15 protein-coding genes are annotated in these 25,952 nt (G+C 73.7%); 9 read left to right on the plus strand and 6 right to left on the minus strand.

The window, feature by feature from the left end:
* Positions 1 to 58: 58 nt before the first annotated feature.
* Complete coding sequence (locus tag C2L58_RS03680; protein WP_103335828.1) at positions 59 to 3,265, minus strand: hypothetical protein; 3,207 nt, start codon at positions 3,263 to 3,265, stop codon at positions 59 to 61.
* A gap of 163 nt (positions 3,266 to 3,428) precedes the next feature.
* Between C2L58_RS03680 and C2L58_RS03685 the strand changes: the two genes are divergently transcribed.
* A complete protein-coding gene (locus tag C2L58_RS03685) occupies positions 3,429 to 3,938 on the plus strand; it encodes a DinB family protein (protein WP_103335829.1) in 510 nt (169 codons plus the stop codon).
* A 4-nt stretch (positions 3,939 to 3,942) separates the two neighbouring features.
* Here the strand turns inward: C2L58_RS03685 and C2L58_RS03690 are convergent, their stop codons facing one another.
* The 3 genes from C2L58_RS03690 to C2L58_RS03700 all read right to left on the minus strand — a co-directional run bounded on the left by C2L58_RS03690 (position 3,943) and on the right by C2L58_RS03700 (position 7,206).
* Complete coding sequence (locus C2L58_RS03690) at positions 3,943 to 4,659, minus strand: transporter substrate-binding domain-containing protein (protein ID WP_103335831.1); 717 nt, start codon at positions 4,657 to 4,659, stop codon at positions 3,943 to 3,945.
* A 49-nt stretch (positions 4,660 to 4,708) separates the two neighbouring features.
* The gene (locus tag C2L58_RS03695) at positions 4,709 to 5,800 is read right to left on the minus strand and encodes an aldose epimerase family protein (RefSeq protein WP_103335832.1); all 1,092 of its coding nucleotides are present in this window, start codon (positions 5,798 to 5,800) and stop codon (positions 4,709 to 4,711) included.
* Between the two features lie 158 nt (positions 5,801 to 5,958).
* Positions 5,959 to 7,206 (minus strand): helix-turn-helix domain-containing protein, encoded by a 1,248-nt coding sequence (locus C2L58_RS03700; RefSeq protein ID WP_103335834.1) that lies wholly within the window; start codon positions 7,204 to 7,206, stop codon positions 5,959 to 5,961.
* 282 nt (positions 7,207 to 7,488) lie between these two features.
* Here C2L58_RS03700 and C2L58_RS03705 point away from each other — a divergent pair, with 282 nt between their 5' ends.
* The 7 genes from C2L58_RS03705 to C2L58_RS03735 all read left to right on the plus strand — a co-directional run bounded on the left by C2L58_RS03705 (position 7,489) and on the right by C2L58_RS03735 (position 22,955).
* Entirely contained in the window at positions 7,489 to 9,492 is a 2,004-nt protein-coding gene (locus C2L58_RS03705) for an MMPL family transporter (protein ID WP_103335835.1), read from the plus strand.
* Complete coding sequence (locus C2L58_RS03710; protein WP_103335837.1) at positions 9,489 to 10,874, plus strand: MFS transporter; 1,386 nt, start codon at positions 9,489 to 9,491, stop codon at positions 10,872 to 10,874. The genes C2L58_RS03705 and C2L58_RS03710 overlap by 4 nt, the downstream gene beginning before the upstream one ends.
* A gap of 92 nt (positions 10,875 to 10,966) precedes the next feature.
* A complete protein-coding gene (locus C2L58_RS03715) occupies positions 10,967 to 12,718 on the plus strand; it encodes a fatty acyl-AMP ligase (protein ID WP_103335838.1) in 1,752 nt (583 codons plus the stop codon).
* Positions 12,715 to 19,155 carry a type I polyketide synthase gene (locus tag C2L58_RS03720; RefSeq protein ID WP_103335840.1) on the plus strand — a complete coding sequence of 2,147 codons (6,441 nt, stop codon included), beginning with the start codon at positions 12,715 to 12,717 and terminating at the stop codon, positions 19,153 to 19,155. The genes C2L58_RS03715 and C2L58_RS03720 overlap by 4 nt, the downstream gene beginning before the upstream one ends.
* The gene (locus C2L58_RS03725; RefSeq protein ID WP_103335842.1) at positions 19,155 to 20,732 is read left to right on the plus strand and encodes an acyl-CoA carboxylase subunit beta; all 1,578 of its coding nucleotides are present in this window, start codon (positions 19,155 to 19,157) and stop codon (positions 20,730 to 20,732) included. The genes C2L58_RS03720 and C2L58_RS03725 overlap by 1 nt, the downstream gene beginning before the upstream one ends.
* A gap of 9 nt (positions 20,733 to 20,741) precedes the next feature.
* Positions 20,742 to 21,716, plus strand: coding sequence for an alpha/beta hydrolase (locus C2L58_RS03730; protein WP_103335843.1), 975 nt, complete (start codon positions 20,742 to 20,744; stop codon positions 21,714 to 21,716).
* Between the two features lie 54 nt (positions 21,717 to 21,770).
* Complete coding sequence (locus tag C2L58_RS03735; protein ID WP_199191088.1) at positions 21,771 to 22,955, plus strand: lipase family protein; 1,185 nt, start codon at positions 21,771 to 21,773, stop codon at positions 22,953 to 22,955.
* A gap of 59 nt (positions 22,956 to 23,014) precedes the next feature.
* On the opposite strand, the gene C2L58_RS03740 is transcribed toward C2L58_RS03735, so the two are convergent.
* Together C2L58_RS03740 and C2L58_RS03745 are read right to left on the minus strand one after the other, a co-directional pair.
* A complete protein-coding gene (locus tag C2L58_RS03740; RefSeq protein ID WP_103335847.1) occupies positions 23,015 to 23,674 on the minus strand; it encodes a cutinase family protein in 660 nt (219 codons plus the stop codon).
* A 178-nt stretch (positions 23,675 to 23,852) separates the two neighbouring features.
* On the minus strand, positions 23,853 to 24,530 hold the full coding sequence (locus C2L58_RS03745) for a TetR/AcrR family transcriptional regulator (protein WP_103335849.1): 678 nt from the start codon (positions 24,528 to 24,530) through the stop codon (positions 23,853 to 23,855).
* Positions 24,531 to 24,670: 140 nt separating this feature from the next.
* Between C2L58_RS03745 and C2L58_RS03750 the strand changes: the two genes are divergently transcribed.
* Entirely contained in the window at positions 24,671 to 25,885 is a 1,215-nt protein-coding gene (locus tag C2L58_RS03750; RefSeq protein ID WP_233225533.1) for a PucR family transcriptional regulator, read from the plus strand.
* The last annotated feature ends 67 nt before the right edge of the window (positions 25,886 to 25,952 follow it).

Here is a 25,952-nt window from a genome sequence, read left to right on the forward strand (position 1 = left end):
GAGAAGACGCAATGTCGTATCGATGACGACGGCGACCAACCAGCAATTCGCCCCGGGTTCAGCCGGCGACGAGCTTGTCGAGTTCGGCGATGATCGCCGGGTAGGCGTCGGGGCAGCGGTCGACAAGCTTTTCGGCGACGTAGGCCCAGTCATCCTCGGTCAGCTGCTTCGCCAGCGCCTGCACCGGGGAGAGGCCCTGGGTGTCGATCATGGGGAAACGGCCGGGAACCACGAAGGTCGCCGTCTCGTACCGCCGGTCCTCCGTGATCGATGTCCACGTCGAAGCGTCCCGGCTGACCTGGGTCAGGCTCCGGATCCTGGTGGAACAGAGCTTCAGCACGCGTTCCACCTGGCCGGCCAGCAGCTTGGAGTCGCCGTCGAGGTCTTTCTCGATCGCTTGGGCGACGCCTCGAAGGCGGCCGAGCAAGGCGAGTGTGCGGGCGCGGTCGCCCCAGCCGGCCGTGACCGCGACCATCCCGAGCAAGCCGTTCATCGTTTCGTCGGCCTCGGCGAGCGCGCCGACGAGACGCCCGGCCTCGCTCAGCAACTCCCCGTCGCGCGTCTCCTGCGCCACCAGCAGGACTGCGCTCGCGCGGTCCCGAGGGTCCTCCGCGTTCCGTGCGACGGCTCGCGCGCGTTCCGGGAGGCCGGCGGACAGAGCCGCCCGGATCACGTCCAGCCGCGGCCGCAACTGCAGTGCCGGGTCGGCGATGCGGGACAGCGCCTGCTCGGCACGGTCGAGTTCGCCCGCCGCCACCGCGCCTTCGGTGATGGCCGCCCAGGCGGCCGCTCGTGCCCTGGAGTCGGTCATCCGGGCGGTTTGGTGCTCCGCACGGTCAAAGTCCCCGTGGTCGGCCATGGCCATGATCCAGAGCACGGAAATGCGCTGGTCTCTCTCGCCGACGAGTCCGCGAGCGACGTGCTCGGTCAGTTGGAGGACTTCGGCGCCTTCCTCCGCATTGCCGGTCCGGATGAGGGCTGCGGCCACGGCGAAGACCGCGTCGGAGTCATCGCCCCTCTCGGCGTACTCCCGTGTGATCGTCAAAGCGAGCTGTGGGTTCCCGGTCGCCGCGATCGCCGGGGCCACGGCGATCAGTGCCTTCCCGCGCCATACCGGGTCCGGCACCTTTTGGGCGATGTCGAGCGCCTCGGCCGCCAGGCGGGTCGTCGCGGCCCAGTCGTTCTTGCCGATCGACGAAGCGAGGTCCGCCAGCCTGGCGGACAGCAGCAGGGGCTCCGAGGTCATCCGAGCGATGGCTTCGGCACGGTGGCGGTCCCGCCGGGCCGTGATCCGGATGACCGCCCGCAGCCACTCCTCACGATTTTCCGCCTGCTCCACGGTGTCCAGGATCCGCAGTGCCCGCTCGTCGTCGCCGGTCCGGGCGATGTCGGCCGCCAGCGGGCCCGGAAAGGTGGACCGGCCGGCGAGGCGGTCCGCCGACAGCGTGGTTTCCACCTCCTCCACAAGCTCCTCGGCGCGGTCCCGCCGGCCGAGTTCGGCGGAGGCCACCGCCATCGCACCCAGTGCCTCGGCGCCTCCGTGCCGCGCATCGCCTGCGAACAGCTTCTCGGCTTCGGCCAGGAGGGCGCACGCCCTGTCCGGTGCTTCGGCGGCGGCATCGCCGGCCAGCAGCGCGAGTGCTTCCACGTGTTCGGCAAGGTCTTTCACAAGTGCTGCCACGCGGCGGGCGCGGTCGTGATCACCGGCCCGGCCCGCCGCGACGGCGAGCGACAGCACCGGACCGGCGCCGAAGAACTGGTTGAGCGCGGCTGCGTGTTCCTCCGCCCGGTCCAGCAGGCTCGCTACCTGGCGGGGGTGTCCGTCGGCGCGGCAAACCGCCGCGAGGGCGACCAAGGCTGCGATGCGGTCGAACGGATGCCGGATGGCTTCGAGCATGGCTTCCGCCCGGTCCGTCCGGCCGAGCTTGGCCCAGGCCGACGGCACGGCCGGTGGCACCCTGCTGTTACCCCGGAGCAGGTGCACGCGGTGGACCGCGAGCCGGGCCAGGGCGACCAGGTCCGGGCGATCCGAGGCGAGGATCAGGTTCTGCGTTGCGGTGATCTCCCCCAGCGCGGCGCCGTCGCCGCCCGCACGGACCAGGGCCAGGCGGTGACGATGGGGGTCCGTGGCGCAGGCCAGCATGCGAGGCAGGTCCGCTTCCACCCGGAGCAGCGCGAAGTACCCGCGAAGGAGGTAGTCCGGCGTGTCCGGTGGCCACCCTCGCGCCGCGTAGCTGTCGGCCCAGTCGTGCAGGTGCTGCCGGTAGCCCGCGAGCCGGGGACCCAGCATCTCCCGGGCGGAGAGCAGGAGCTGCTCGTGGGCCAGGACGTGGACGTAGTCGGTGAGCCCGCCGCGCTCCGGTGGGCGGCAGGCGAAGCTGCGCCCGGTCGAGGTGTGCAGGCAGTCGTCCACTTCGTAGGCCATCGCGCCGGTCAGAGCGGTCAGGTCCGGCAGGGTGAGGCCGCCGGCCGCCGCGGTGAGCAGGCCCAGGACGTCCTGCTCGGCCGGGGAACCGCGGAGGAGACGTTTCAGGTCGCGTTCTTTCGCACCGCGCACGGTCCGGGCCTTTGCGGACGGGGCGAGCGGGCGGATGATCGCCGGCTCGCGCAGGGGATGGTCGTCGGGGACGTCGGCGGGGAGGGGTCTGCTGCTGCGGCCGGAAACGATCACACGCATCCCCGCCGGTGGCTGCGCCGGGAGCAGGGCCGCGATGCTGTGGGCGTCGTGGCTGCCGTCCAGGCCGCGGTCCTCGTCCAGCCCGTCCACCACGAGCGCGAACTGCATACCGCGTCGGCGGCAGTCTCCGGCGGTTTCGGCGAGCAGACCCCGCCACTGCGCCTCGCGGGTGGCATCGGTCGACGGCGGCAGTGGCGTTCCCCGCAGCGCGCAGAGCTGCTCGAGCAGGTTGTCGACGAACGCGCGGCGATCGCTCTGGTCCGGCTGGCTGCCGGTGATGAAGAACGCGACGAGCCGGACCCCGGGCGGGGGAGCCAGCACGAAGGCCGCCAGCAGCGCCGACTTTCCCGACCAGGCTTCGGCCCGCCACCAGGCATACGTGCTTTCGGTGGCGGGATCGGTGCAGAACCGGGCCAGCTCGGCGAGTTCTTCGCTGCGATCGACCAGGCGCCGGGGCGCGAAGGACTCGACGCGGCTGAGGTAGTAGCTGTGCACCGGTGCGGATCCGCCGACGTGCACGTCACCCCGTACCGTCCCGATCTGGAACACCGGTCCGGTGAACCGGCCCGAAGCGGAGTTCTCCGTCACCGGGCCATCATCCCGGGGTGCACCGGCCCGGCGCCCGGCCTGCGCTGCGTGCCCTGCGGAGTTGTCCCCGAACTGTCCCGTTTTCCCGGCCACGCGCGAGTCACCCCGTCGTGGGCGCGCGGGATCACCGCGTCGCGGGCCGCCGCCCAGTAGCTTCTCGATCATGGTCGAGACGCCCGAACCGCCTCCCACGCTGGCCGATCCGCGCGCGCTGCTGGTGGGCTACCTCGACCACAGTGCCGCCGTCATCCTGCGCAAGCTCGACGGCCTCTCCGAACGTGACCTGCGCCGGAGCGTGCTGCCGTCGGGCTGGACGCCGCTGGGCATGGTCAAGCACCTCGCCTGCACCGAACGCTTCTGGATCCGGTACCTGTTCGCCGGCGAGGACGTCGACTTCTCCTGGCCCCGCACCGCCGAGCAGGAGTGGTTCGTCGCGCCGGCGGAACCGTCGGCGGACATCACCGCCTTCTTCCTGGCGGAGCACGAAAACTGTGCCCGGCTCGCCGCGGTCACCCCGCTGGACGGCCGGGCCGTCCGCACGACCCGCCGCGGCGGCGCCGAAGAGCACCCCACGTTCGCGTGGATCCTGTGCCACCTCCTCCAGAACTTCGCCCGGCACGCCGGGCACGTGGACGTCGGCCGCGAGCTGATCGACGGCGTGACCGGCAAATAGCGCGTCAGGCGGGCGGTGCGACCGTCGCGTCCTGGTTCGCGCGGCGCAGCGCGTCGGCGACGAAGCCGGTGGCCTTCAGCTCCTCGACCAGGTCGTGCAGGAACGCGATCGTCTCCGGGCGGCGGTCCGGGGTGGTGCAGACCGCCTGCCGGATCTCCATGAAGCGTCCCGGAAGCACGCGGGTCCCGGGGTGGGCGGCGACGTAGGCGGTCAGCGGCTGCCGGATTCCGGCGGCGACCTCGAGGCCTTGGTTCTCGAACGCCGTGACACCGTCCTCGCCGCGCACGAGGGTGGCCTGCTGGACGGTCCGGGTCAGGTACAGGTCGTACGCGGACCCTTGCTTGACGCCGATCCGGACGTCGGGCCGGTCGACGTCGGCCGGCGTGGTGAAGGGCGAGCCGTCCGGCACGACGTACACGCCTTCGATCACGACGTACGGCGCGGTGAACGCCACCTCGGCCGCGCGGGCGGGCTCGATCGCCAGGAAGCCCAGGTCGGCCGCGCCCGAGGTCAGCGCCTCGAGCGACTTGCGGGCCGCGTCGAAACAGGCGAACTCGACCGGGACGGCCAGCCGTGCCGCCACCTCGCGCGCGAGGTCGACCGTGACCCCGCCCGGTTGCGCCGGCGTGCCGTGCGCGAGCACGGGGTTGCCGAGGTTGATCGCGGCGCGCAGCGGGCCGGTGGGCGCGAGGTCGCGGGCGACGGCGGAAAGATCTCCCATGACCGGCGAGGCTAGCGGCGGGACTCCGCGTGCGCCCCGCGATTGTCGCTCACGCCACCGGCGGCTCGTCCGCGGTGGTCAAGGCGAACATCGTCTCCTGGTGGTAGACCTCGCCGGGGCGCAGCACCGTGCTGGGGAAGTCCGGCCGGTTGGGGGAGTCCGGGAAGTGCTGGGCCTCCAGCGCGAAGCCGGCGCCGCGGTGGTACGGGCGGCCGCCGGTGCCGGTGAGGGCCGCGGTGAGGTAGTTGCCCGAGTAGAACTGCAGGCCCGGCTCGGTCGTCCACATGGTGAGCAGGCGCCCGGACGCCGGATCCCACGCGCGGGCGGCGAACGGCGCGCCGTCGTCGAGCACCCAGTTGTGGTCGTAACCCTGGCCGATCACCAGCTGGGGGTCGGGTTCGCCGACGCGGGCCCCGATCGGCGCCCCCCGGCGGAAGTCGAAGGGCGTGCCGTCGACCGGCACCGGGTCGCCGGCCGGGATCAGGTCGTCCCCGGTCGGGCAGAACCGGCTCGCGGCGATCTCCAGCCGGTGCTCGTGGACGTCGCCCGCCCCTTCGCCGGCCAGGTTCCAGTAGGTGTGGTTGGTCAGGTTGACCACCGTCGGCGCGTCGGTGGTGGCGCGGTAGGTGATGCGCAGCCGGTCGCGCGCGTCGACGCGGTAGGTGACCTCGGCGGTGAGCCGGCCGGGGTAGCCCTGGTCGCCGTCCGGGCTGACCAGCGTGAGCCGCAGGGCGACGCCGTCGCCGTCGCGAATCTCGGCCGCCGCCCAGACCCGCGTGTCGAAGCCGGCCGGGCCGCCGTGGAGGCTGTTCTTGCCGTTGTTGAGGGGCACCCGGTACTGGACGCCGTCGAGGGTGAAGGTGCCACCGGCGATCCGGTTGGCGAACCGGCCGATCACCGCGCCCAGGAACACCCGGTCCGCTTCGGGCCGGTTGTTGGCGACGTAGGCGTCGAGCTCGGCGAAGCCGAGGACGACGTTGCCGGGGTGGCCGTCACGGTCCGGCGCCTCCAGCGACTGGAGCACGCCGCCGTAGTCGAGCACGCGCACGACCGGCCCGCCGGGCCGCCCCAGCGTGTACCGGTGGACGTCGGTTCCGCCGGCCTGGCCGAACAACTCCCGGGTGAGCTCGGGTGCGGTCATCGGTGCGTCCTCCAACCGACTGTTAGCGCTAACAGCCTGGATCGACCTTAGATTCGCGGCCGCGCACGGTCAAGGACCGAGGCTGCCTCCAGGGCAGTGAAGGCGGCCTGGGCCCGTCGGTGTTGGCCCGTCAGTGTCGGCCCCTCAGTGTCGGCCCCTCAGTGTTCGCCGGTCGATGGCCGGGTGCCCAGCAGCCGGTGGGCGCACAGCGCCATCTGGATCTCCAGGCGCTTCGCCGGATCCGCCAGCCGGTCGCCGAACAGCTCGCTCAGCTGGCTCACGCGGTAGCGGACCGTCTGGGGGTGGATCCGCAGGGCCTGGGCGATCTCCGGCGTGCTCCCGTTGTGCTCCAGCCAGCTCAGCAACGTTTCGGCCAGCCGGGTCTGCTGCTTCACCGTCAGGCCCGCGAAGGGGGCGAGCGCTTTCGCCGACAGCTCGTCCAGCAGGAAGCGGTCGAGCAGCAGCCAGTGCGTCGCCAGGTGGTCGGCCGTGTGCGTGACCGGGCCGTCGCCGGCCAGGCCGCGGCGGAGGAGGTCGAGCGTGCGGCGCGCCCACAGCAGTGACGTCGCCGCGTCGGCCGGGCGGACCCGGGGGCCGATCGCCGCGCGCCAGCCCGGGAGCCGGCCTTCGAGGCCCCGCAGGTCGCGGTCCGGGTTCGGGGTCAGCAGGCACGGCTCGGGGCCGTCCAGATCGAGCAGCACGTCGCCGGCCAGCTGCGGGGACGGCGGCGGGTGCTGCTCGGTCCGCGGCTCGAGCGCCACGACCGTGACCCACTCCGGCACCGTCCACTGCGCCGCCTTGGCCATGGTCGCCAGCGTGGCCGGGGACGTGGGCGGGGTGGCCAGCAGCAGTTCGAACAGCCGGCGCCGCCGTCGTTCGAGCGTGCCGCTCGCCATCGCCTGCGCCAAGGTGTACCCCTCGACCGAGTACGAGGAAATCTCGTCCACGTAGGCGAAAACGGCTTCCGCGCCGACGCACAGCACGGCCGCCGGGAACCGGTGCGCCTGCCCCAGCTCGGCTATGTAGTGCCACGCCGCGCGGCCACCCGCGCGGTAGGCGGCCTGCAGGGAATTGAGGCTGCCGCCGTCGTGGTGCACGCGCTTGCCGACCTCCACGAACAGCTTCGCGCCATTGTCCTGTGTGGACGCCAGGTCCTCGATGCTGTCGATGCAGCCGAGCACCGCCTGCTCGATCGCGAGCACGATCATCTTGCCGAACTCGCCCTCGAGGGGCTTGGCGTACTCGGGGACGGCCCGCTGGACCTCCTCGAGGATCCGCCGGGCGAGCTGGTCGGCGTGCGGCCGGAACCGCCGCCCCAGTTCGGCCGGCAGCGAGCACCACAGCTGCCGCGCGCGGCCGGTGCCCCGCGGGTGCGGAATCGCCGCCTGCGTGATCGTCCGGGTCATGGCTCACACCCCTTGCCGCGCTTCGTGGAGAATCCGCGCCGTGCTCGGCGCGGACGTCATGTACTCACACGGGATCGGACTTGGCAACCGCCGCCCCTGCGCCCGGAGCGGGTTCTGTCACGCCGGGCCCAACGGTCACACCGGAGTTTGTCACCTCCCGGACAAAGTGGGAACACTAACCGCGGCAAAGGTTTCCGGAATTCGATTTGTGAACCGAGACGGTATCTTCGCGCCCCTTCCCGTTGTTAGCGTGATCAACCGGCACGCGGGAGGAGAACACCGATGACGGCGCTCGTTTCCTGGTGCTTCCGCCGGGCCGGCGTCGTGATCGTGCTGTGGCTGGTGGCGCTGGGCGGGCTGGTGGCCGCCGCGGCGCACACCGGCGCGGCCTTCCGCGACACGGTGGACCTGCCCGCCGCGGACAGCACGGCGGCGGCGAACCTGCTGCGCGCTTTCGGTGCCGGTAACGCCGGGGAAAGCGTCGTCGTCCGTTCGGAGGACGGCCCGGCCGACAGCGGCACGGGCCGCGTCCGGCTCGACGCGCTCGCCGCCCGGCTGGCGGCGGTGCCGCACGTCGTGTCCGTCGATCCGCCGCCCGGCCGGCTGTCCGCCGACCGGCGGATCGCGGTGCTCACCGTGCGGTTCGACGCCCCGGCCGCCGACCTCGGGCCGGGGACGGCCGACGCGCTGGCCGCCACCGTCCGTGACACCGAGGGCCTCACCGCCGGCGTTTCCGGCGAGCTCGCCGCGATGACGGCCGCCGCCCCCGGCCTGGGCAACGCCGGGATCGGCCTGCTCGCCGCGGCCGTCGTGCTGCTGGTCGCCTTCGGCTCGCTGACCTGCGTCCTGCTCCCGGTCCTCACCGCGGCGGTTTCGGTCGGCTGCGCCCTGGCCGCGGTGACGCTGGTGTCGCACGTCATGACCATGCCGAAGATCAGCACCGAGATCGCCGCGCTGCTCGGGCTCGGCGTCGGCGTCGACTACGCGCTGTTCGTCCTGACCCGCTACCGGCAGGGCCGCCGGGACGGTGCCGGGCCCGCGGCGGCGCTGGCCGTCGCGGCCGCGACCTCCGGCCGCAGCGTGGTCTTCGCCGGCGTCACCGTGTGCGTCTCGCTCGCCGGGATGCTCACCGTCGGCCTGCCGTTCCTGGACGGGATCGCGGTCGCCGCCGCGGTCTCGGTGCTGCTCACCGCGTTCGCCGCCCTCACCCTGCTGCCGGCGCTGCTGCGGCTCCTGGGCCGCCGGATGCGCCTGCGCCCGGACGGCAGCGCGGCCTGGTGGGCCCGGCTCGCGGGGTCGGTGACCGCGCGTCCCGGCCCGTACACCCTGGCGGCCCTGCTGGTCGTGGCCGTGCTCGCGCTCCCGATGGCCGGCCTGCGGCTCGGCGTGCCGGGCGCCGCGTCCGACCCACCCGGCAGCGTCACGCGGACCGCGGCCGAGCTGCTCGAAGAAGGCTTCGGCCCGGGCGCCGACGCGCCGTTGCTGGTGGTCGGGACCGGCGGCGGCGACGCGGTGGGCGCGCTGCGGGAAGCGCTGCTCGCGAGCGCGGACGTCGGCCCGCCCACCGCGCTGCCCGGGGGAGCGTGGCTGCTGACGGTGCTCCCGCGGACGGGCGCGAGCGATCCGGCCACCGGCGAGCTGCTCGCGTCGACGCGGGTGATGGCCCGGGTCATCGGCGGCCCGGACGCGCACGTCGGCGGGGTCGTCGCGGCCCGGGCCGACTTCGCGAAAGCGATCACCGCGCGGCTGCCGCTGTTCCTCGCCGCCGTCGTCGGGATTTCGGTCCTGCTGCTGGCCTGGGTGTTCCGCAGCGTGCTGATCCCGCTCACCGCGGCGGTGATGAACCTGCTGACCGCGGCCGCGACGACCGGCGCGGTCGTGTTCGCCTTCGGCGGCCCGATCGAGCCCTACCTGCCCGTGTTCCTGTTCGCCGGGCTGTTCGGCCTGTCGATGGACTACGAGGTCTTCCTCATCGCCCGGATCCAGGAGGCGTGGCGCCGCCACGGCGATCCGCGGGCCGCCATCGTCGACGGCGTCGCGGCGACCGGCCGGACCATCACCGCGGCCGCGGTGATCATGGCGCTGGTGTTCGTCTCGTTCGCCTTCGTGGACGCCCGGGTGGTGCGCGAAGCGGGGGTCGGGCTGACCGTCGCCGTGCTCCTGGACGCCGTCGTGGTCCGGTGCGTGCTCGTCCCCGCGGTGATGGCCCGGCTCGGGGCGGCGAACTGGTGGTTCCCGCGCCGGAAGGCCGCGGCCGGCGGCGAACTGGTGGGGAGCACGCGATGACCCGGCGGACGCTGGTCGTGCTCGCGCTCGGCGCGTTCGTCACGACGCTGGACAACACGATCGTCGCCGCGGGCGCGCCGTCCATCGCCCGCGACCTCGCCCTCGACGTCGGGACACTGGAGTGGATCGCGCTCGGGTACATGCTCCCGTTCGCCGGGCTCCTGCCGGTGGCGGGGGCGCTGATCGACCGCTGGGGCCGCCGCCCGGCCCTGACCGGTGCCCTCCTCGCGTTCGGGCTCGGCGCGGCGGCAGGCGGCCTGGCGGGTTCGGCGTGGCTGCTGGTCGCCGCCCGGGTGCTCCAGGGGCTGGCGGCCGCGTTCCTGGTGCCGGGCCTGCTGAGCCTGCTGCGGACCAACCTCGACGCGCGCGGCCGGACGCTCGGCGCGGCGGTCTGGACCGCCTGCCTGGCGGCCGCGCTGGCCCTCGGCCCCGCGCTCGGCGGTGTCCTGAGCGAATACTGCGGCTGGGCCTGGATCTTCTTCGTCAACCTCCCGTTCGTGGCCGCGATGCTGGGCCTGCTGCCGGGGGCCGTGCCGCCCGGCCGCGGGGGCGGGACCCGCGCGCCACCGGCGTCGGCGATGATCCTGGTGACGGCGAGCCTGGTGCTGCTCACCACCGCGCTGGCCGAACCCCGGCTCCGGATCCCGCTGCTCGCCGCGGGGACCGTGTGCGGGGTGGCGTTCCTCGTGCGGGAACGGCGGGCGGCCGAGAGGCTGGTCCCGCCGGCGCTGACCGGCAACCGGGTGTTCCTCGGCTCGCTCGGCCTGCAGCTGCTGTGGGGACTGGGGATCTCCGGGATCTTCTTCTTCACGCCGTTGCTGCACCAGGAGTTCCTGGGGCTCGGCCCGGCCGGCGCCGGGCTGCCCCTGGTACTGGTCGCGGTGGCGGTCGTCGCCGCGACGCCGCTGGTGCCGGCGGCCGTCGCCCGCCACGGTCCACTTCGGACGGTGGCGGCGGGGCTGGCCGTGGTCGGTGCGGGGCTGCTCGCCCTCGCCGCGGTGAACCACGTCCCCGCGCTGTGGCCGCGCGTGCCCGGCCTGGTCCTGATCGGGGCGGGCTCGGCCTTCACCGTCCCGATGACGTCGCACGCGCTGGAGGTGGTGGAGCGGCGGTATTCCGGCACGGCGTCGGGATTGCTCACCGCGGGCCGGGAATTGTCGAGCGCGCTCGGCGTGGCGCTGATCGGCGCCGTGCTGACGTCGGTGCGCGCGGCGCGGCTCGAAGCGGGCGTCCCCGCCGGGGCGGCACTGGCCGGCGGGTACACCGCGGGCCTGCTCGTCGCGGCCGGGCTGACGTTCGCCGGCGCGCTGCTGGCCGTGCGCGTGCCCGGCACCCGGCCCGCCGAGACCTCGTCGCCGCGTGACAAACGTGCGGTGCCCTGACCCGTTTCCCCGTGAGTATCGGTGATCGAATCGTTGACAACCGCACCGGCGCGGTTATTCACTGCGCCGGTAAACGCTCTCTGCGAGGATGCATGGAAACCATTTCCCGGCCGGTTCCCGTCACCGGTGCGCCCGTCGACGGCGGCGAGTCCTTCGCGACCCTGCTGGGTCACTGGGCGCGCCGCCTCGGCGACCGGATCGCCGTGACCCACCTCGACCACCGCGACGGCGGCGACGGCCGGGCGGTCACGCTCACCTGGCGCGAGCTCGACCAGCGGGTCGAGGCGGTCGCGGCCCGGCTGTCCGAAGTGGCCGGTCCGGGGGAGCGGGCGGCGGTGCTGGCCGGGCAATCCGCCGGCTACGTCGTCGCGTTCCTCGGTGCGCTGCGGGCGGGTCTGGTCGCCGTGCCGCTGTTCACGCCCGGCCTGCCCGGGCACGCGGGCCGGCTGGCCGCGGCGCTCGCCGACTGCGGCCCGCGGGTCGTGCTGACCACCGCCGGGGAGGGCGAGGCGGTCACCCGGTTCCTCGCCGGTTGCGCGGTCGACCCGGCGGTGGTGGACGTCGACGCCGTGCCGCCGGTCGAGTCCGGGCCGCGCGACTGGCCCGAGCCCGATCCCGACGCCCCGGCGTACCTGCAGTACACGTCCGGCTCGACGCGTTCGCCCGCCGGGGTCGTGCTGACCCACCGGAACGTGCTCGCCAACGCGCGTCAAGCATGCGCCGCCTACGGCGCCGAGAGCGGGACCACGTCGACGGTCAGCTGGCTGCCGCTGTTCCACGACATGGGCCTGATCCTCGGCATCGGCGCGCCGATGGCCGGCGGGCTGGAGGCGGTCCTGATGGACCCGCTGGCGTTCCTCGAACGGCCCGCGCGCTGGCTGCGCGCCCTCTCGGCCAGTCCCGGCGCGATCAGCGCGGCCCCCAACTTCGCCTACGCCTACTGCGCTTCCCGCGTCACCGAGGACGAGAAGCTCTACCTCGAGCTGAGCCGGGTCGTCTCGCTGATCAACGGTGCCGAACCGGTGCTGCCGGCCACGATCGCCAAGTTCCACGACGCCTTCGCCGGCTGCGGGCTGCGGCCGGAGGTGCACCGCTCGTCCTACGGCCTGGCCGAGGCCACCGTGCTGGTTTCCGTGACGGACGCGGGAAAACCGCCCCGGCAGGTCACGTTCGACCGGGCCCGGCTCGCCGCCGGGTCCGCCGTGCCGGCCGCTGCGGGTGCGGCGGCCACGACGCTCGTCTCGTGCGGCCGGCCGGTCGGCCAGCGGGTGCGGATCGCCGACCGGGTGACCGGGGAGCCCGCCGGGCCGGGCGAGGTCGGCGAAATCCGGGTCAGCGGCCCGAACGTCGGCCGCGGCTACTGGGGCCGGGCCGAAGCGTCGGCGGCCACCTTCGGCCTGCCCCCGCTCGATCCGGACACCGGTGCGGGCTGGCTGGCCACCGGCGACCTCGGTGTGGTGTTCGACGGCGAGCTGTTCGTGACGGGCCGGCTGAAGGACCTGGTCGTCGTCGACGGCCGCAACCACTACCCGCAGGACATCGAGCAGACCGCCGAGGAAAACCGGGCCGTCCGGCCGCACTCGGCCGCGGCCTTCGCGATCGACGGCGACGACGGGGAAGCCGCGGTCGTCGTCCTGGAACGGGCGAAGGACACCGAAGCCGACGTCACCGAGGCGGCCGCGGCCATCCGGGCGGCGGTTTCGGCCGGGCACGGGCTGCGCCTGCACGACGTCGTCTTCCTGGCGCCGGGCGAGGTGCCCCGCACCTCCAGCGGCAAGATCAGCCGGGCCCGCTGCCGACAGTCCTATCTGGACGGTGCGTTCACCGCCCGGCGGCTCGGATGAGCGCGCCGGACGCCGCGGCGATCCGCGCCTGGCTGCTCGCGCGCCTCGGTGACGTGGACGTCGACCGGCCGCTGCACGAAACCGGACTGTCCTCGAGGGACGCGGCGAGCCTGGCGGCCGACCTGGGCGCGTTCACCGGACGCCCGCTGTCGCCGACCCTGGTGTGGCAGTACCCGACGATCACCGAGATCGCCGACCACCTGTCCACTGTGGATTCCGAGGTGGCGTACGTGCCGCTCCCGGAGGACAGCGAGCCGATCGCGGTCGTCGGCCTCGGCTGCCGGCTGCCCGGCGGGATCGAATCCCCGGAAGCGTTCTGGCGCTTCCTCGACTCCGGCGGCGACGGCATCGGTGACGTGCCCGAGGGCCGCTGGGAGACGTTCGCCCCGGTGGAAGACCTCGCCGGCGTGCCGTCGCGCGGCGGGTTCCTCGACGACGTCGCCGGCTTCGACGCGGCGTTCTTCGGCATCACCCCGCGGGAAGCCGAGGCGATGGACCCGCAGCAGCGCATCCTCCTCGAGGTCGTCTGGGCGGCGCTGGAGCACGCGGGGATCCCGCCGGCCACGCTGCGCGGCAGCCGGACCGGGGTGTTCGTCGGGCTGTCGGCCACAGAGTACGGCTCGCTGACGATGACCGACGTCGCCGGCGTCGACGTCTGGTCCGGGACCGGCGCGGCGGCGAGCATCGCGGCTAACCGGCTGTCGTACCTGCTCGACCTGCGCGGGCCCAGCCTCACCCTGGACACCGCATGCTCGTCGTCGCTGGTCGCGGTGCACCAGGCGGTGCAGAGCCTGCGCCGTGGCGAGAGCGAGACCGCGCTCGCCGCCGGGGTGAACGTCCTGCTCTCGCCGGGCATCACCGCCGGTTTTCACCGGGCGGGGGTGCTGGCCGCGGACGGCCGCTGCAAGCCGTTCGACGCCGGCGCCGACGGGATCGCCCGCGGCGAAGGCTGCGGCGTGGTCGTGCTGAAGACGCTGCGCGCGGCGCGGCGGGCCGGCGATCGCGTGCTGGCGCTGATCCGCGGCAGCGCGGTGAACTCCGACGGCCGGTCCAACGGCCTGACGGCGCCCAACCCGGACGCCCAGGCGGCGTTGCTGCGCGACGCGTACGCCACGGCCGGCGTCGATCCGTCCTCTGTGGACTACGTCGAGGCGCACGGGACCGGCACGCCGCTGGGCGATCCGCTGGAGGCGGGTGCGCTGGCGGCGGTGCTCGGGGCGGGGCGTTCGCCGGGGCGTCCGCTGCTGCTGGGGTCGGTGAAGAGCAACCTGGGCCACCTCGAAGGCGCGGCCGGCATCACCGGGCTGGTGAAGGTGGTGCTGGCGATGACGCACCGGCGGCTGCCGCCGAGCCTGCACTTCCGCGAGCCGAACCCGCACATCGACTTCACCGGGTTGCGGGTGGTGGCGTCGGGGACGGACTGGCCGCGCTATGCGGGAACGGCGCGGGCCGGGGTGTCGGCGTTCGGCTTCGGCGGGACGAACGCGCACGTCGTGGTCGAGGAGTGGCCGGCGGCGGCCTTTCCGCCCCGGGCCGGGGACGGTGGGCCGCAGGTGTTCGCGCTTTCGGCGCGGTCGGCGGAGGTGCTGCGGGCACGGGCGGGTGAGCTGGCGGAGTGGCTGGCAGGCAGTGCGGTGCCGCTCGACGCGGTCGCCTCGACGCTGGCGCACCGGCGGGAGCAGCTGCCGGTGCGCGGGGCGGTGGTCGGTGAGAGCCGGGCTGACGTTGTCGAAGCGCTGCGGGGCCTGGCCGAAGGGCGCGGAATCACGGGCGGGGCCGGTGGCCCGGGCGGTGCGGCTGGTGGTGCGGGTGGGTCGGTCGGCGCGGGCGGTGGCTTGTCCGGTGGCCCGGGCGCGGCCGGTGAGCGGGGTGTCGTCTTCGTCTTTTCCGGCTACGGCTCGCAGTGGTCCGGCATGGGCCGTCTGCTGCTGCGCTCCGAACCGGCCTTCCGGGCCGAAATCGAGGCGCTCGACCCCGTCTTCCGGGCCGAAGCCGGGTTCTCGCTGCGCGAAGCCCTCGAACACGAGCTTCCCGACCTCGCCGCGACCCAGCTCGCGCTGTTCGGCGTGCAACTCGCCTTGGCCGCTCTCTGGCGGGCGCACGCGGTGACTCCCGCCGCCGTGCTCGGGCATTCCATGGGCGAGGTCGCCGCCGCCGTCGTGGCCGGGGCGCTCGATGTCGCCGATGGCCTGCGGGTCATGGCCGCCCGGGCGCGGCTACTCGCCGAACTCGACGAACGCGGGGGCGGGGCGATGGCCCTCGTCGAACTTTCGCCGGCCGAACTCGCGGAATTCCCCGACGTCACCATCGCCGTGTACGCCTCGCCGACCCAGTGCACCATCAGCGGGGCCGCGGACCGCGTCGAGGCCGTGGTCGCGCACGCCGAACACCTGGGCCGGCTCGCGAAACGGCTGCCCGTCGGGGGTGCCGGGCACTCCGCCGCCGTCGAGCCGCTGCTCGGCCCGTTCCGCGCCGCGGTCGCGGGACTGACCCCGGCCACGCCCGGAATCCCTTGCTACAGCAGCGTCCACGACGAGCCGCCCGCCTTCGACGTCGAGTACTGGGCGGCGAACCTGCGCCGGCCCGTGCGGTTCAGCCAGGCGCTGGCCGCGGCCACCGCCGACGGGCACACCGTCTTCGTCGAGATCTCACCGCACCCCGTCGCGCTGGCCGCGATCGAGCAGTCCGGCGGCCTCGGCCTGCCCTCGGCGAGCCGCCGGATCGACGAGCGGACGGCGTTCCTGACCAGCCTCGCCCGGCTGCACCTGCTCGGATGGTCCGGCCTGCTGGCCGCCCGGCCGCCGACGCCGCCGGTCGAGCTGCCCGGCCCGGTCTGGCGGCACGAATGCTTCTGGCCGCGCCGGACCGTCCGCACCGGCGGGACGCATCCGCTGCTCGGCGTGCACATCGAAGACCCCGGCGGCGGCCACCTGTGGCGGGGCGACATCGGCGTCGCCGCGGTGCCGTGGCTGGCCGGCCACACCGTCCGGGACGTCCCGGTGTTCCCGGCCACCGGTTTCCTCGAACTCGCGCTCGCCGCCGCCGGTCCGGGTGGCCGCGTCCACGACCTCGAACTGCGGGAAGTCCTGCCGCTCGGCGACCACACCGAAGTGACCACGACGCTCCGCGGCACCGAGCTGAGTGTCCACACGAGATCCGGGCGGTGGGTCCGGCACGCCACCGCCCGGATCGGCACCGGCGGCACACCGTCGGCACCGTTCGGGGAAACCGCCGGGGAGCCGGTCGACGTCTACCGGGCGCTGGCCGAGCTGGGGCAGTCCTACGGCCCGGCCTTCCGCGGCCTGCGCCGGGTGACGGCCGCGCCCGGCCGCGCGTCGGCGTCGATCGCGCAGCCGGAAGCCGACCATCCCGCCTACGTGCTGCACCCGGCGCTCGCCGACGCCTGCCTGCACGCGCTGGCCGCGGCCGTCGGCGACGCGGACGCCCTCTACCTGCCGCTCAGCGTGGCCGAGGTGGTGGTCGCCGGCGACCCGCGCCGGGGCGTGCGGGTGGACGCCGTCCTGCGGGAGTCCGGCGACGGCGTGCTCGGCAGCGTCCAGCTCGTCGACGCCGGCGACGTCGTCCTGGTCGAATTCCGCGACGTCTACTGCCGCCCCTACCGCGACGCGGCCCTGACGCGGCTGCTGTTCGAGGCGGCCTGGCAGCCGGCGCCGCTGCCCGTCGCACCGGAATTGTCGGTGCCGGCCGGTAGTGTGGAAAACGGGGGGCGCCCCCGCGGGCCACGGCGGGCGCACCGCTGGATCGTGCTGTCGGACGACAACCGGGCGTTCGACGGCGAGGACGGCGAGGACGTCCGGACCGCCCGCCTCGGCGACCGGCCCGAGCTGGCGAAACTGCTGCGCGACGGAGAACCGACCGCCGTCGTCGCCCTGCTCGGCGGCTCGGCCGAGCCCGATCCGGCGCGCGGGGCGAAGCTGGTCGAGACGCTGGCCGGCGTCGTCGCCGAACTGGCCGAACTGCCCGTGGCGCCCAGGTTGTGGCTGGTGAGCGCCGGAGCGCACGCCGTCGAGCCCGGCGAGCGGGGCGATCCCGAAATGGCCGCGCTGCGCGGACTCGTGCGCGTGCTGGCCTTCGAGCACCCCGAGCTGCGGGTGAGCCAGGTCGACGGCGGAGCGGATCGGCTGCGGGACGAGATCCGCGCGGACGGCCCGGACGACGAAATCGCCTGGCGCGGCGGCGTGCGGTACACGCGGCGCCTGATCCGGCCCGCCGTCGGTGACCCGGTCCGCGAGCCGGTCCGCGACGGCGCGTACATCGTCACCGGCGGCCTCGGCGGCCTGGGACTGGCCGCGGCGAAGTGGCTGGCCGCGCGGGGCGCGACGCGGCTGGTGCTGAACAGCCGGCACGCCGCCGACCCCGGGCTCGGCGGACTGGGCGTCGACATCCGGGTGGTGCCGGGCGACATCGCGGCCCCGGGCACGGCCGAGACCCTGGTCGCGGTGGCCGTCGAAGGGGGCGTGCCGCTTCGCGGGGTGCTGCATGCCGCCGGCGTCCTGGCCGACGGCGCCGCGATCAGCCTCGACGCCGACGCGCTCGAAGCCGTCTGGCGGCCGAAGGCGCTGGGCGCGTGGCGGCTGCACGAAGCGACGGCCGGCCACGACCTCGACTGGTGGCTGGTGTACTCGTCGGCGGCCGCGCTGTTCGGATCGCCGGGCCAGGCCGCGTACGCGACGGCGAACGCGTGGGCCGACGCGCTGGTCGCGTGGCGCCGCGCCCAGGGCCTCCCGGCCGCGACGATCGGCTGGGGCGCGTGGGGCGAGGTGGGCGCGGCGGCCGGTTTGGCCAACCCGGTGCTCGAGCCGCTCGGCACCGAGGAAGCGTTGTCGGCGCTGGACTTCCTGCTGGCCCGCGACCGCGCGGCGACCGGTGTGGCGCGGGTGGCCCCGGGGACCGTGCTGGAGCTCTTTCCCCGGCTGGGGGAGCGGCCGTTCTTCACGCTGTTCGGACCGCGGGCCGCATCGTCCACATGGGACGGTTTGGACGCGCTGCGCGGCTCCTCACCGGAGGCCGCCCACGCGGCGATCGCTTCCCACTTGGCGGGGCTGGTCGCGGACCTGCTGGGGTTGCCGGAGATCGACCGGACGGTACCGCTCACCCGGCTGGGGCTGGATTCGCTGTCGGCGATGCGGGCGCGCGGTGCGGTCGAACGGGACTTCGGGCTGCCGTTGCCGATTCCGCTGCTGCTGCGAGGGGCGAGTTTGGCGGAGCTTGCCGGGAATTTGGCCGAGCAGGCGGGTTTCGGGCCTGGGGCGCCAGTGGGCGCCGGGTTGGCGGACTCGGCCGGACCTGCTGCGCTGGCGGATGTCGGTCCCCAGGACCTCGCCGGACCCGCTACGCCGACGGATGCCGGTCCCCGCCACCTCCCCGGCCGCGCAAACCCTGCTGCACCAGCCGTCACCGGGCCGCGGGATCCCGCCGAACGCTGGGTGGCCCGGCACTGGCAGACCGTCCTCGGCGCCGAACCCAGCGTCCACGAGCACTTCGGCGGCGACCTCGCGCAGGCTCAGCAGCTGCGGGCGATCTTCGCCGAGCACCTCACCGCCGTCCCCGGCCATGACCGGCTCTTCGCCACCCCCACCGTCGCCGGGATGGCCGATCTCCTGCGGGCCGAGCTCGAAGGGCACGGTGGCGGCCCCGTGCGGCTGCTGCGCGATGGCGTTACCGGGCCGCCCGTCTTCCTCTTCCACCCGGCCGGCGGCACCGCGAGCGTCTACCGCGAACTCGCCCGGCTGCTCCCCGAAGGCCCGCCGGTCCACGCGTTCGAACGCCTCGACGAACAGCACACCGTCGAAGGCAAAGCCGCCCGGTACGCCGAGCTGATCCGGGACATCCAGCCCGCCGGCCCCTATCGGCTGGGTGGCTGGTCGTTCGGCGGCTGTCTCGCCTACGAGACCGCACGTCACCTGAAGAACGCCGAACTCGTCTTCCTCATCGACACCATCCTGCCGCTGCCCGCCTCGGGCACCGCGGCCGACGCACTGCTCGACCGCTTCGACCGGTTCGCCGGCCACATCTCGCGGACCTACGGCGTGCCCTTCGACGTTCCCCGCGAAGAGCTGGCGCGGCTGGACGAGGACGCGCAGATCCGCTGGGTCATGGCCAAGCTCGCCGAGCAGGTGCCGGACATGGGTACCGGCGTCCTCAAGCACCAGTACGAGTCCTATGTGGACGCGCGGGTGGCCGAGCGGTACACGCCGGAGCGCTATGACGGCCGGGTGGTCCTGCTGCGCGCTCAGGACCCGCACCCGCTCACCACCGCGCTGGACCCGCGGTACCTGCGCACCGACGACGCCCTCGGCTGGGACGCCCACTGCGGCGCCCTCGAAGTCGTGCGGGTGCCCGGCGATCACGTGTCGATGATCGATCCGCCGCACGTGGCCGTGCTGGCCGAACGGCTCGGGGCGGTGGTGCGGTGATGGACGAGCTGACCCCGACCACCGCCTTCCGGATCGCCGATCTCGCCGCCCGGCAGGACGAAGCCGTGCGGATCGCCGAAAAGCGGGCCGTCGACCGGCAGCACGCCAAGGGGAAGCTGACCGCGCGCGAACGGATCGGGCTGCTGCTGGACCCCGGGTCCTTCGTGGAGGTCGACCAGTTCGCGCGGCACCGGTGCGCGGAGTTCGGGATGGACGCGAACCGGCCGTGGGGTGACGGTGTCGTCACCGGGCACGGCACCGTCGACGGCCGCCAGATCTGCGTGTTCTCGCAGGATTTCAGCGTCTTCGGCGGCAGTCTCGGCGAGGTCTCCGGGGAAAAGGTCCTCAAACTGATGGACCTGGCCATGACCATCGGCTGCCCGGTCGTCGGGATCAACGACTCCGGCGGCGCCCGGATCCAGGAAGGCGTCGTCTCGCTGGCGTACTACGCCGAACTCGGCCGCCGCAACGCCCACGCGTCCGGGGTCGTCCCGCAGATCTCGATGATCATGGGCCCGTGCGCCGGCGGCGCGGTCTACGCGCCGGCCATCACCGACTTCACCGTGATGGTCGACGACACCTCGCACATGTTCGTCACCGGCCCGGACGTCGTGCACGCCGTCACCGGTGAGCGCGTCACCGCGCAGGAACTCGGCGGGGCCGCCGTGCAGAGCGAGGTCGCCGGCAACGCCCACCACCGGGCCGCCGACGAACAGGACGCCGTCGACTGGGTGCAGACGCTGCTCGGGTACCTGCCCGCGAACAACCTCGACCCCGGGCCCGCGTACGCCGACGAAACCAGCCCCGGGCTCACCGCCGCCGACCTCGAGCTCGACCGGCTGGTGCCCGACTCGCCGCACCAGACCTACGACATGGCCGAGCTGATCCTCCGGCTGGTCGACGACGGTGAGTTCACCGAAGTGCACAGCGCCTTCGCCCCCAACATGATCTGCGCCTTCGCGCGGGTGCAGGGCCACACGGTCGGCGTCGTGGCGAACCAGCCGCGGCACCAGGCCGGCGTGCTCGACATCGACGCGTCGGAGAAGGCCGCGCGGTTCGTGCGCTTCTGCGACGCCTTCTCGATCCCGCTGCTGACCCTGGCCGACGTGCCCGGCTACCTGCCGGGCACCGAGCAGGAACGCGGCGGGATCATCCGCCGCGGCGCCAAGCTGATCTACGCCTATTCCGAGGCGACCGTGCCGAAGGTGACCGTGGTGGTCCGCAAGGCCTACGGCGGCGGCTACGCGGTGATGGGCTCCAAGCACCTCGGCGCCGACGTCGTGCTGGCCTGGCCCACCGCCGAGATCGCGGTGATGGGCGCCGAAGGCGCGGTGCAGGTGCTCTACCGGCGCGAGCTGGCCGCCCTGCCGCCCGAGGAGCGGGACGCCGCCCGCCGCCGGTTCACCGACGAGTACCGCAAGCGCCACGGCGGCCCGTACCTGGCCGCCGAGCGCGGGTACGTCGATCAAGTCGTCACGCCGTCGCAGACCCGCCTCCAGGTGGCGCGGGCCCTGCGGATGCTGCGCACCAAACGCCAGAGCCTGCCGGCCCGGAAACACGGGAACATCCCCCTCTGAGGAGTCCACATGAAGCGGATCGCCTTGCTGGCGCTGTCCGTCGTCCTCCTGATCGCCGGTGCCGGCGTGGCGCCCGCCCAGGCGAGCCCGGCCGTGGCCGACGACGGCGCGAAGGTCGTCCAGGAGACCTGGGTGGACGCCCGGACCGTCGACCTGCAGATCAGCTCGCCGGCCCTGGGCACCACCGGCATGGTGCGGCTGATCGTGCCGTCCGGCTGGGCCGCGCAGCCCACCCGGACCTGGCCCGTGCTGTACCTGCTGCACGGCTGCTGCGAGCCGGTCGACTACCGCTCGTGGGACCAGTTCACCGACGTCAAGGCGTTCACCGCGGCCAAGGACGCCCTGGTCGTGATGCCGACCGACGGGGCGGCGGGGATGTACACGAAGTGGTGGAACTTCGGCCTCTGGAACACCCCCGACTGGGACACCTTCCACACCGCCGAAGTGCGCCAGATCGTCGAGCGCGGCTACCGCGGCGGCACGCGCCGCGCGGTCGCCGGGCTGTCGATCGGCGGGTACGGCGCGATGGCGTACGCGTTCAAGCACCCGGGGATGTTCGGCGCGGCCGCGTCCTACAGCGGGGTGCCGAACACGCTCTACCCGGGGCTGCCGGTCTGGATCATCGGCATCCTGGCGCGTGCCGGGGTCTACAACTACCTCAACCTCTGGGGCGACGCGTTCGGCCTGCCGGCGATCTGGTCGGCGAACAACCCCTACGACCACGTCGACCAGCTGCGCGGCACCGCGCTCTACGTCTCCTGCGGCAACGGGCAGACCGGGCCGCTCGATCCGCCGAACCAGGCGGACTTCCTGGAGTCGACGGCGGAGATGTCGTCCCGCAGCTTCACCGACCGCCTGCGGACCGCCGGCATCCCGGTGACCGTCGACTACTACGGGGCCGGCACCCACAGCTGGCCGTACTGGCAGCGGGCCCTGCACCAGTCCTGGCCGGTCCTGGCCGGCGCACTCGGCCTCCCGGCCTGAGCGCATTCCCTTTCCCCGATGGAGGTTGTGGTGAAGCATGCCCGATGTCGCGCCGTGCTTTCGGCGCTCCTGACCTGCTGCCTGGTGGCGCTGGGCGTCGCGGCCGCGAGCCCGCCCGCCGGCGCGGCACCCCTGCTGCCCGGACCGTTCGACGACTCCTTCTACACCCCGCCGTCGCCACTGCCGGCCGGGAAACCGGGTGACGTCATCCGGTGGCGTCCGGCGGTGCCGCTGCTGAACGCGCTCAACGCCGACGCCTGGCAGGTCATGTACCTGTCGACCAACGCGCTGGGGAACCGGAACGCGGTCACCGGGACGATCCTCGTGCCGAAGGGCGTGGACCCGGCCAAGGCGCCGATCGTCGGCTACGCGGTCGGCACGCAGGGCCCGGCGTTCAAGTGCACGGCGTCCAAGGCGATGGAACGCGGCACGCTGTACGACCAGCCCGCCATCAACGACTCGCTCTCCAGCGGCTACGCGGTCGCGGTGACCGACTACGAGGGCTACTCGCCGGCAACCGTGCCCACCTACATCACCGGGCAGTCCATGGGGCCCGCGGTGATCGACTCGGTGCGGGCGGCGCAGGACCTGCCGGCCACCCGGCTTTCCCGGGGCGCCAAGGTGATCTTCCAGGGCTACTCGCAGGGCGGCGGTGGATCGATGTGGGCCGGGGAGAAACAGCCCACCTACGCCCCCGAACTGAACGCCGTCGGCGTCGTCGCGGGCGGGGTGCCGGCCGACCTGACCGAAGTCGCGAAGGGCCTCGACGGCTACCTCGGCTTCGGGTTCCTGGCCTTCGCCGCGGTCGGGCTCGATGCCGCGTACCCGGAGCTGAGGCTGGATTCCTTCCTCAACGACACCGGTCGCGAGCAGCTGGCCGACGCGAAGAAGAACGCGTGCACGGCGGAACTGCTGCTGAACTACTCCTTCAAGAAGATCAGCGACTTCACGACGTCGAACCCCCTGGGGACACCGCAGTGGCAGGCGCGGCTGGCGCAGAACAAGCTCGGCGCCCACCCGCCGCGGGTGCCGGTGTTCCAGTACCACGCGAGCACCGACGAGATCGTCAACACCCCGCAGGCGGAGGCGCTGCACCGGGCGTACTGCGCGGCCGGGGTGCGGGAGCAGTGGACCACCTACCTCGCCGAACACGCCACCGGAATCCTGGCCGGCAACGCCGACGCGCACCAGTGGATCGTGAAACGGTTCAACGGCGAAACGGCCCCTTCGAACTGCTGAGGAAATCCGGGAAGGCCGCCTCGCAAATCCGAGGTGGCCTTCCCGGGTATTTCGTGGAATCAGACCTTGCCCGCGACGAACCCGGCCGCGTCGCCGGCCTGGTTGCCGTAGCTGAGGTGGGCCAGGATGTTGGTGCCGCCGAACTGGCAGATCGGGTCGCCGAGGGCGCAGTAGTCCTTGGTGCGGCTCTGGTAGGTGCCGGTGACCGAACGGCCGATCGCGCGGATCGGGTTGCCGAACAACACGATGGCCGCGATCCGCGGCGCCAGGTCCGCGGGGATGGTGGCGGCGATCGGGCCGCCGACGACGGCGCCGTCGCTGCTGATGCCGATCGAGTTGTCGACGACGTTGGCGCCCTGGGAGTAGCCGACGAGGACGAACCGCTGGGACGGGCAGGCCGCGGCCTGCGACCGCACGTGGTTGACCAGGTCGGTGTTGCCGCGCTGCACCGAAGCCGGTTCGCCGAGGTCGGCCGGGTAGTCGACGCGGTAGCTGCTCACCGACCGCGGGCGCAGCCGGCTCTGCACGGCCGAGAAGACCGGGTCGCCGACGATGAGACCCAGCGTGCCGGGTTCGCCCGTGCCGCGAGCCACCGGGACGTCGATGTCGGTGCACGGCGCCGCCGAAGCGACCGGCGCGGCGGCCACGGTGAGCCCGGCGACGGCGAAGCCCACCGCGGCGGCGGCGGAAAGCAGGCGTTTCTGGGGGACGCGAATCATGGCTGATCACACCTCGTTGTGGGAAAAGGGGTCGGCAAGCGCTTTCCGTTGGGGGACGGAAATGCATGCGGCGCTTGCGGTGATCGCAGCGTCGCAGTGGTTGCCGAACCCGGCAAGAGGTGATTTCCCGGTGCGCCGGGAATTGTTCAGCCGGTGACAAAAGGTCCGGTGTGGACGCTCAGATGGCGCACTGCCCGGCCGGGTGCGGGGCGTCGAGGCGCTCCAAAAGCGCGGGGTCCAGCCCGCGCAGCGCGGCCATCACGAACCCGGTGGCCAGCTCGCCCGCGGCGATCGGGTCGAGCCCGGGGGAGTGGGACACGTGCATCGCGGCCCGCCCGACCAGGCCGACCATCATCGCCCCGAGCAGGTCCGCGCCGGGGCCGACCGGGCGCCCGTGGGCGAGCAGGTGGTCCCGGACCTGGCCGACCACGTGGGTGGCGATGGAATCGGCGAGCGCGCGGCGCTCGTTCGACATCTCGTCGACGGCCGAGTCGAACAGCAGCCGGAAACTCTCCGGGTGGGCGCCGGCGTAGGCGAACATGGCCATCACCGACAGCCGGACGCGCTCCTCCAGGGGGCGGTTGTTCGCCGTTTCGTACGCGCTGATCACCCAGGCCCGCAACGCGGCGACCTCGCGCCGGACGGTGGTGCGGAACAGGGCCGCCTTGTCGCCGAAATGCGCGTAGAGGGTGGGCTTGGTGGAGTCGGCGCGGTCCGCGATCAGGCCCATGGTGGCCTGGGCGTACCCCCGCTCGGCGAACACCGCGCGGGCGGCGTCGAGCAGCTCGTCGTCGGTGGGCCGGGCGGCCGGGCTGCGGCGAGCGCTGGATCGATCAGGAGGACTCTGCCGGCTCATGGAGGTGTACTGTAACGGCTCCTTGCTTTACTGTCCGGTAAAGCACGCTCCGTGAGATCCGGGGCTTCGCCCCGGGCCGGGGTCCGCCACCCGGACCCCCGAAAGAGTTGCGATCGCCGTCCCCCGGTGGAGGAACCCTGGTGTCCCGCGACAGTGCCCGTCAACCCGTCCCCGCTCCCCGGGACGCCGGCGACGAGGTTCTCCGGCGCAAAGAGCTCGCCGCGCTGATGCGTCCGGCGCTTCCGGCGCTGGTGGAGGGAATCGTCCGGGAGGTGCTGCGGGCCGTCCCCATCTACGCCCGGCCGGGCGACGGGACCTACGGCCGCAAGACCCGGCACGGCGTCGAGTGCGCCGTCGCGCTCTTCGTCGACCTCGTCGAGGATCCACAGGCCTCGCGCGACCGGCTGTACGAGACGTGCCGCCGGCTCGGCGCGGGCGAGGCCCGCGAAGGCCGCACCCTCGACGACCTGCAGGCGGCCTACCGGGTGGGCACCCGGGTCGGCTGGCGCTGGATCATGCGGCTGGGCCGGCGGCACCGGCTGTCCTCCGCGGTCATGGCGCAGCTGGCCGAGATGCTGTTCGGCTACGCGGACGAGCTCGCCCGGATGTCGAGCCGGGGGCACCGCGAGGCGTGGGCGGAACTCGAGGGCACCCGGGCGGGCCTGCGGCGGCGGCTGCTGCGGCTGCTGACCGGCCCCGGTGCGATCCCGGACGCGGTCCTCGCCGAACTCGCGTCGGCGGCGGGCTGGCCGGTGCCTCGCGAGGTGGCGGCGGTGGCCGCCGAGACGACGGTGAGCACCTCCTGGGGCTCCGACGTCCTCGCCGACCTCGACTCCCCGCAGCCGCACCTGCTGGTGCCCGCCCCGGTCGACGCGCGGACCCTGACGCGGCTCGGCACCCGGGTCGCGGTCGGGCCGCCGACGGACCTCGGCGCGGCGGCGCACTCCCTGCGCTGGGCGCGCACCGCGCTGCGGCTGGTGGCGGACGGCGCGCTCCCGGACGCGCCCGTGACCTGGTGCACCGACCACCTGACGGACCTGTGGCTGCTGTCGGACTCGCCGCTGGCCGAGCAGGTCGCCCGGCAGGAGCTGGCCCCGCTCGGGCAGTTCCCGGAGCGGACCCGCCGCCGGCTGGGCGAGACCCTGCTGTCCTGGCTGCAGAACGGCGGCAACTCCGAGAAGATCGCGGTCGACCTTTCGGTGCACCCGCAGACCGTCCGCTACCGCGTGCGTCAGCTCAAGCAGGCCTTCGGGGAGCGCCTCGACGACCCGGACGCGCGGTTCGCCATGCAGGCCGCGCTGCGCGCGTCGGGCCTGCGGGTCACCCGGAACGAGTTCTCCTCTCCCGACGAGTAGGCGGCTTCCCGGCTCGGCTCCCGACCTTGTCCCCAGCGAGAACATGTTCTAGTTTTGGGGACGGAAG

The sequence above is a fragment of the Amycolatopsis sp. CA-126428 genome, from assembly GCF_002904335.1.
GTDB lineage: Bacteria > Actinomycetota > Actinomycetes > Mycobacteriales > Pseudonocardiaceae > Amycolatopsis.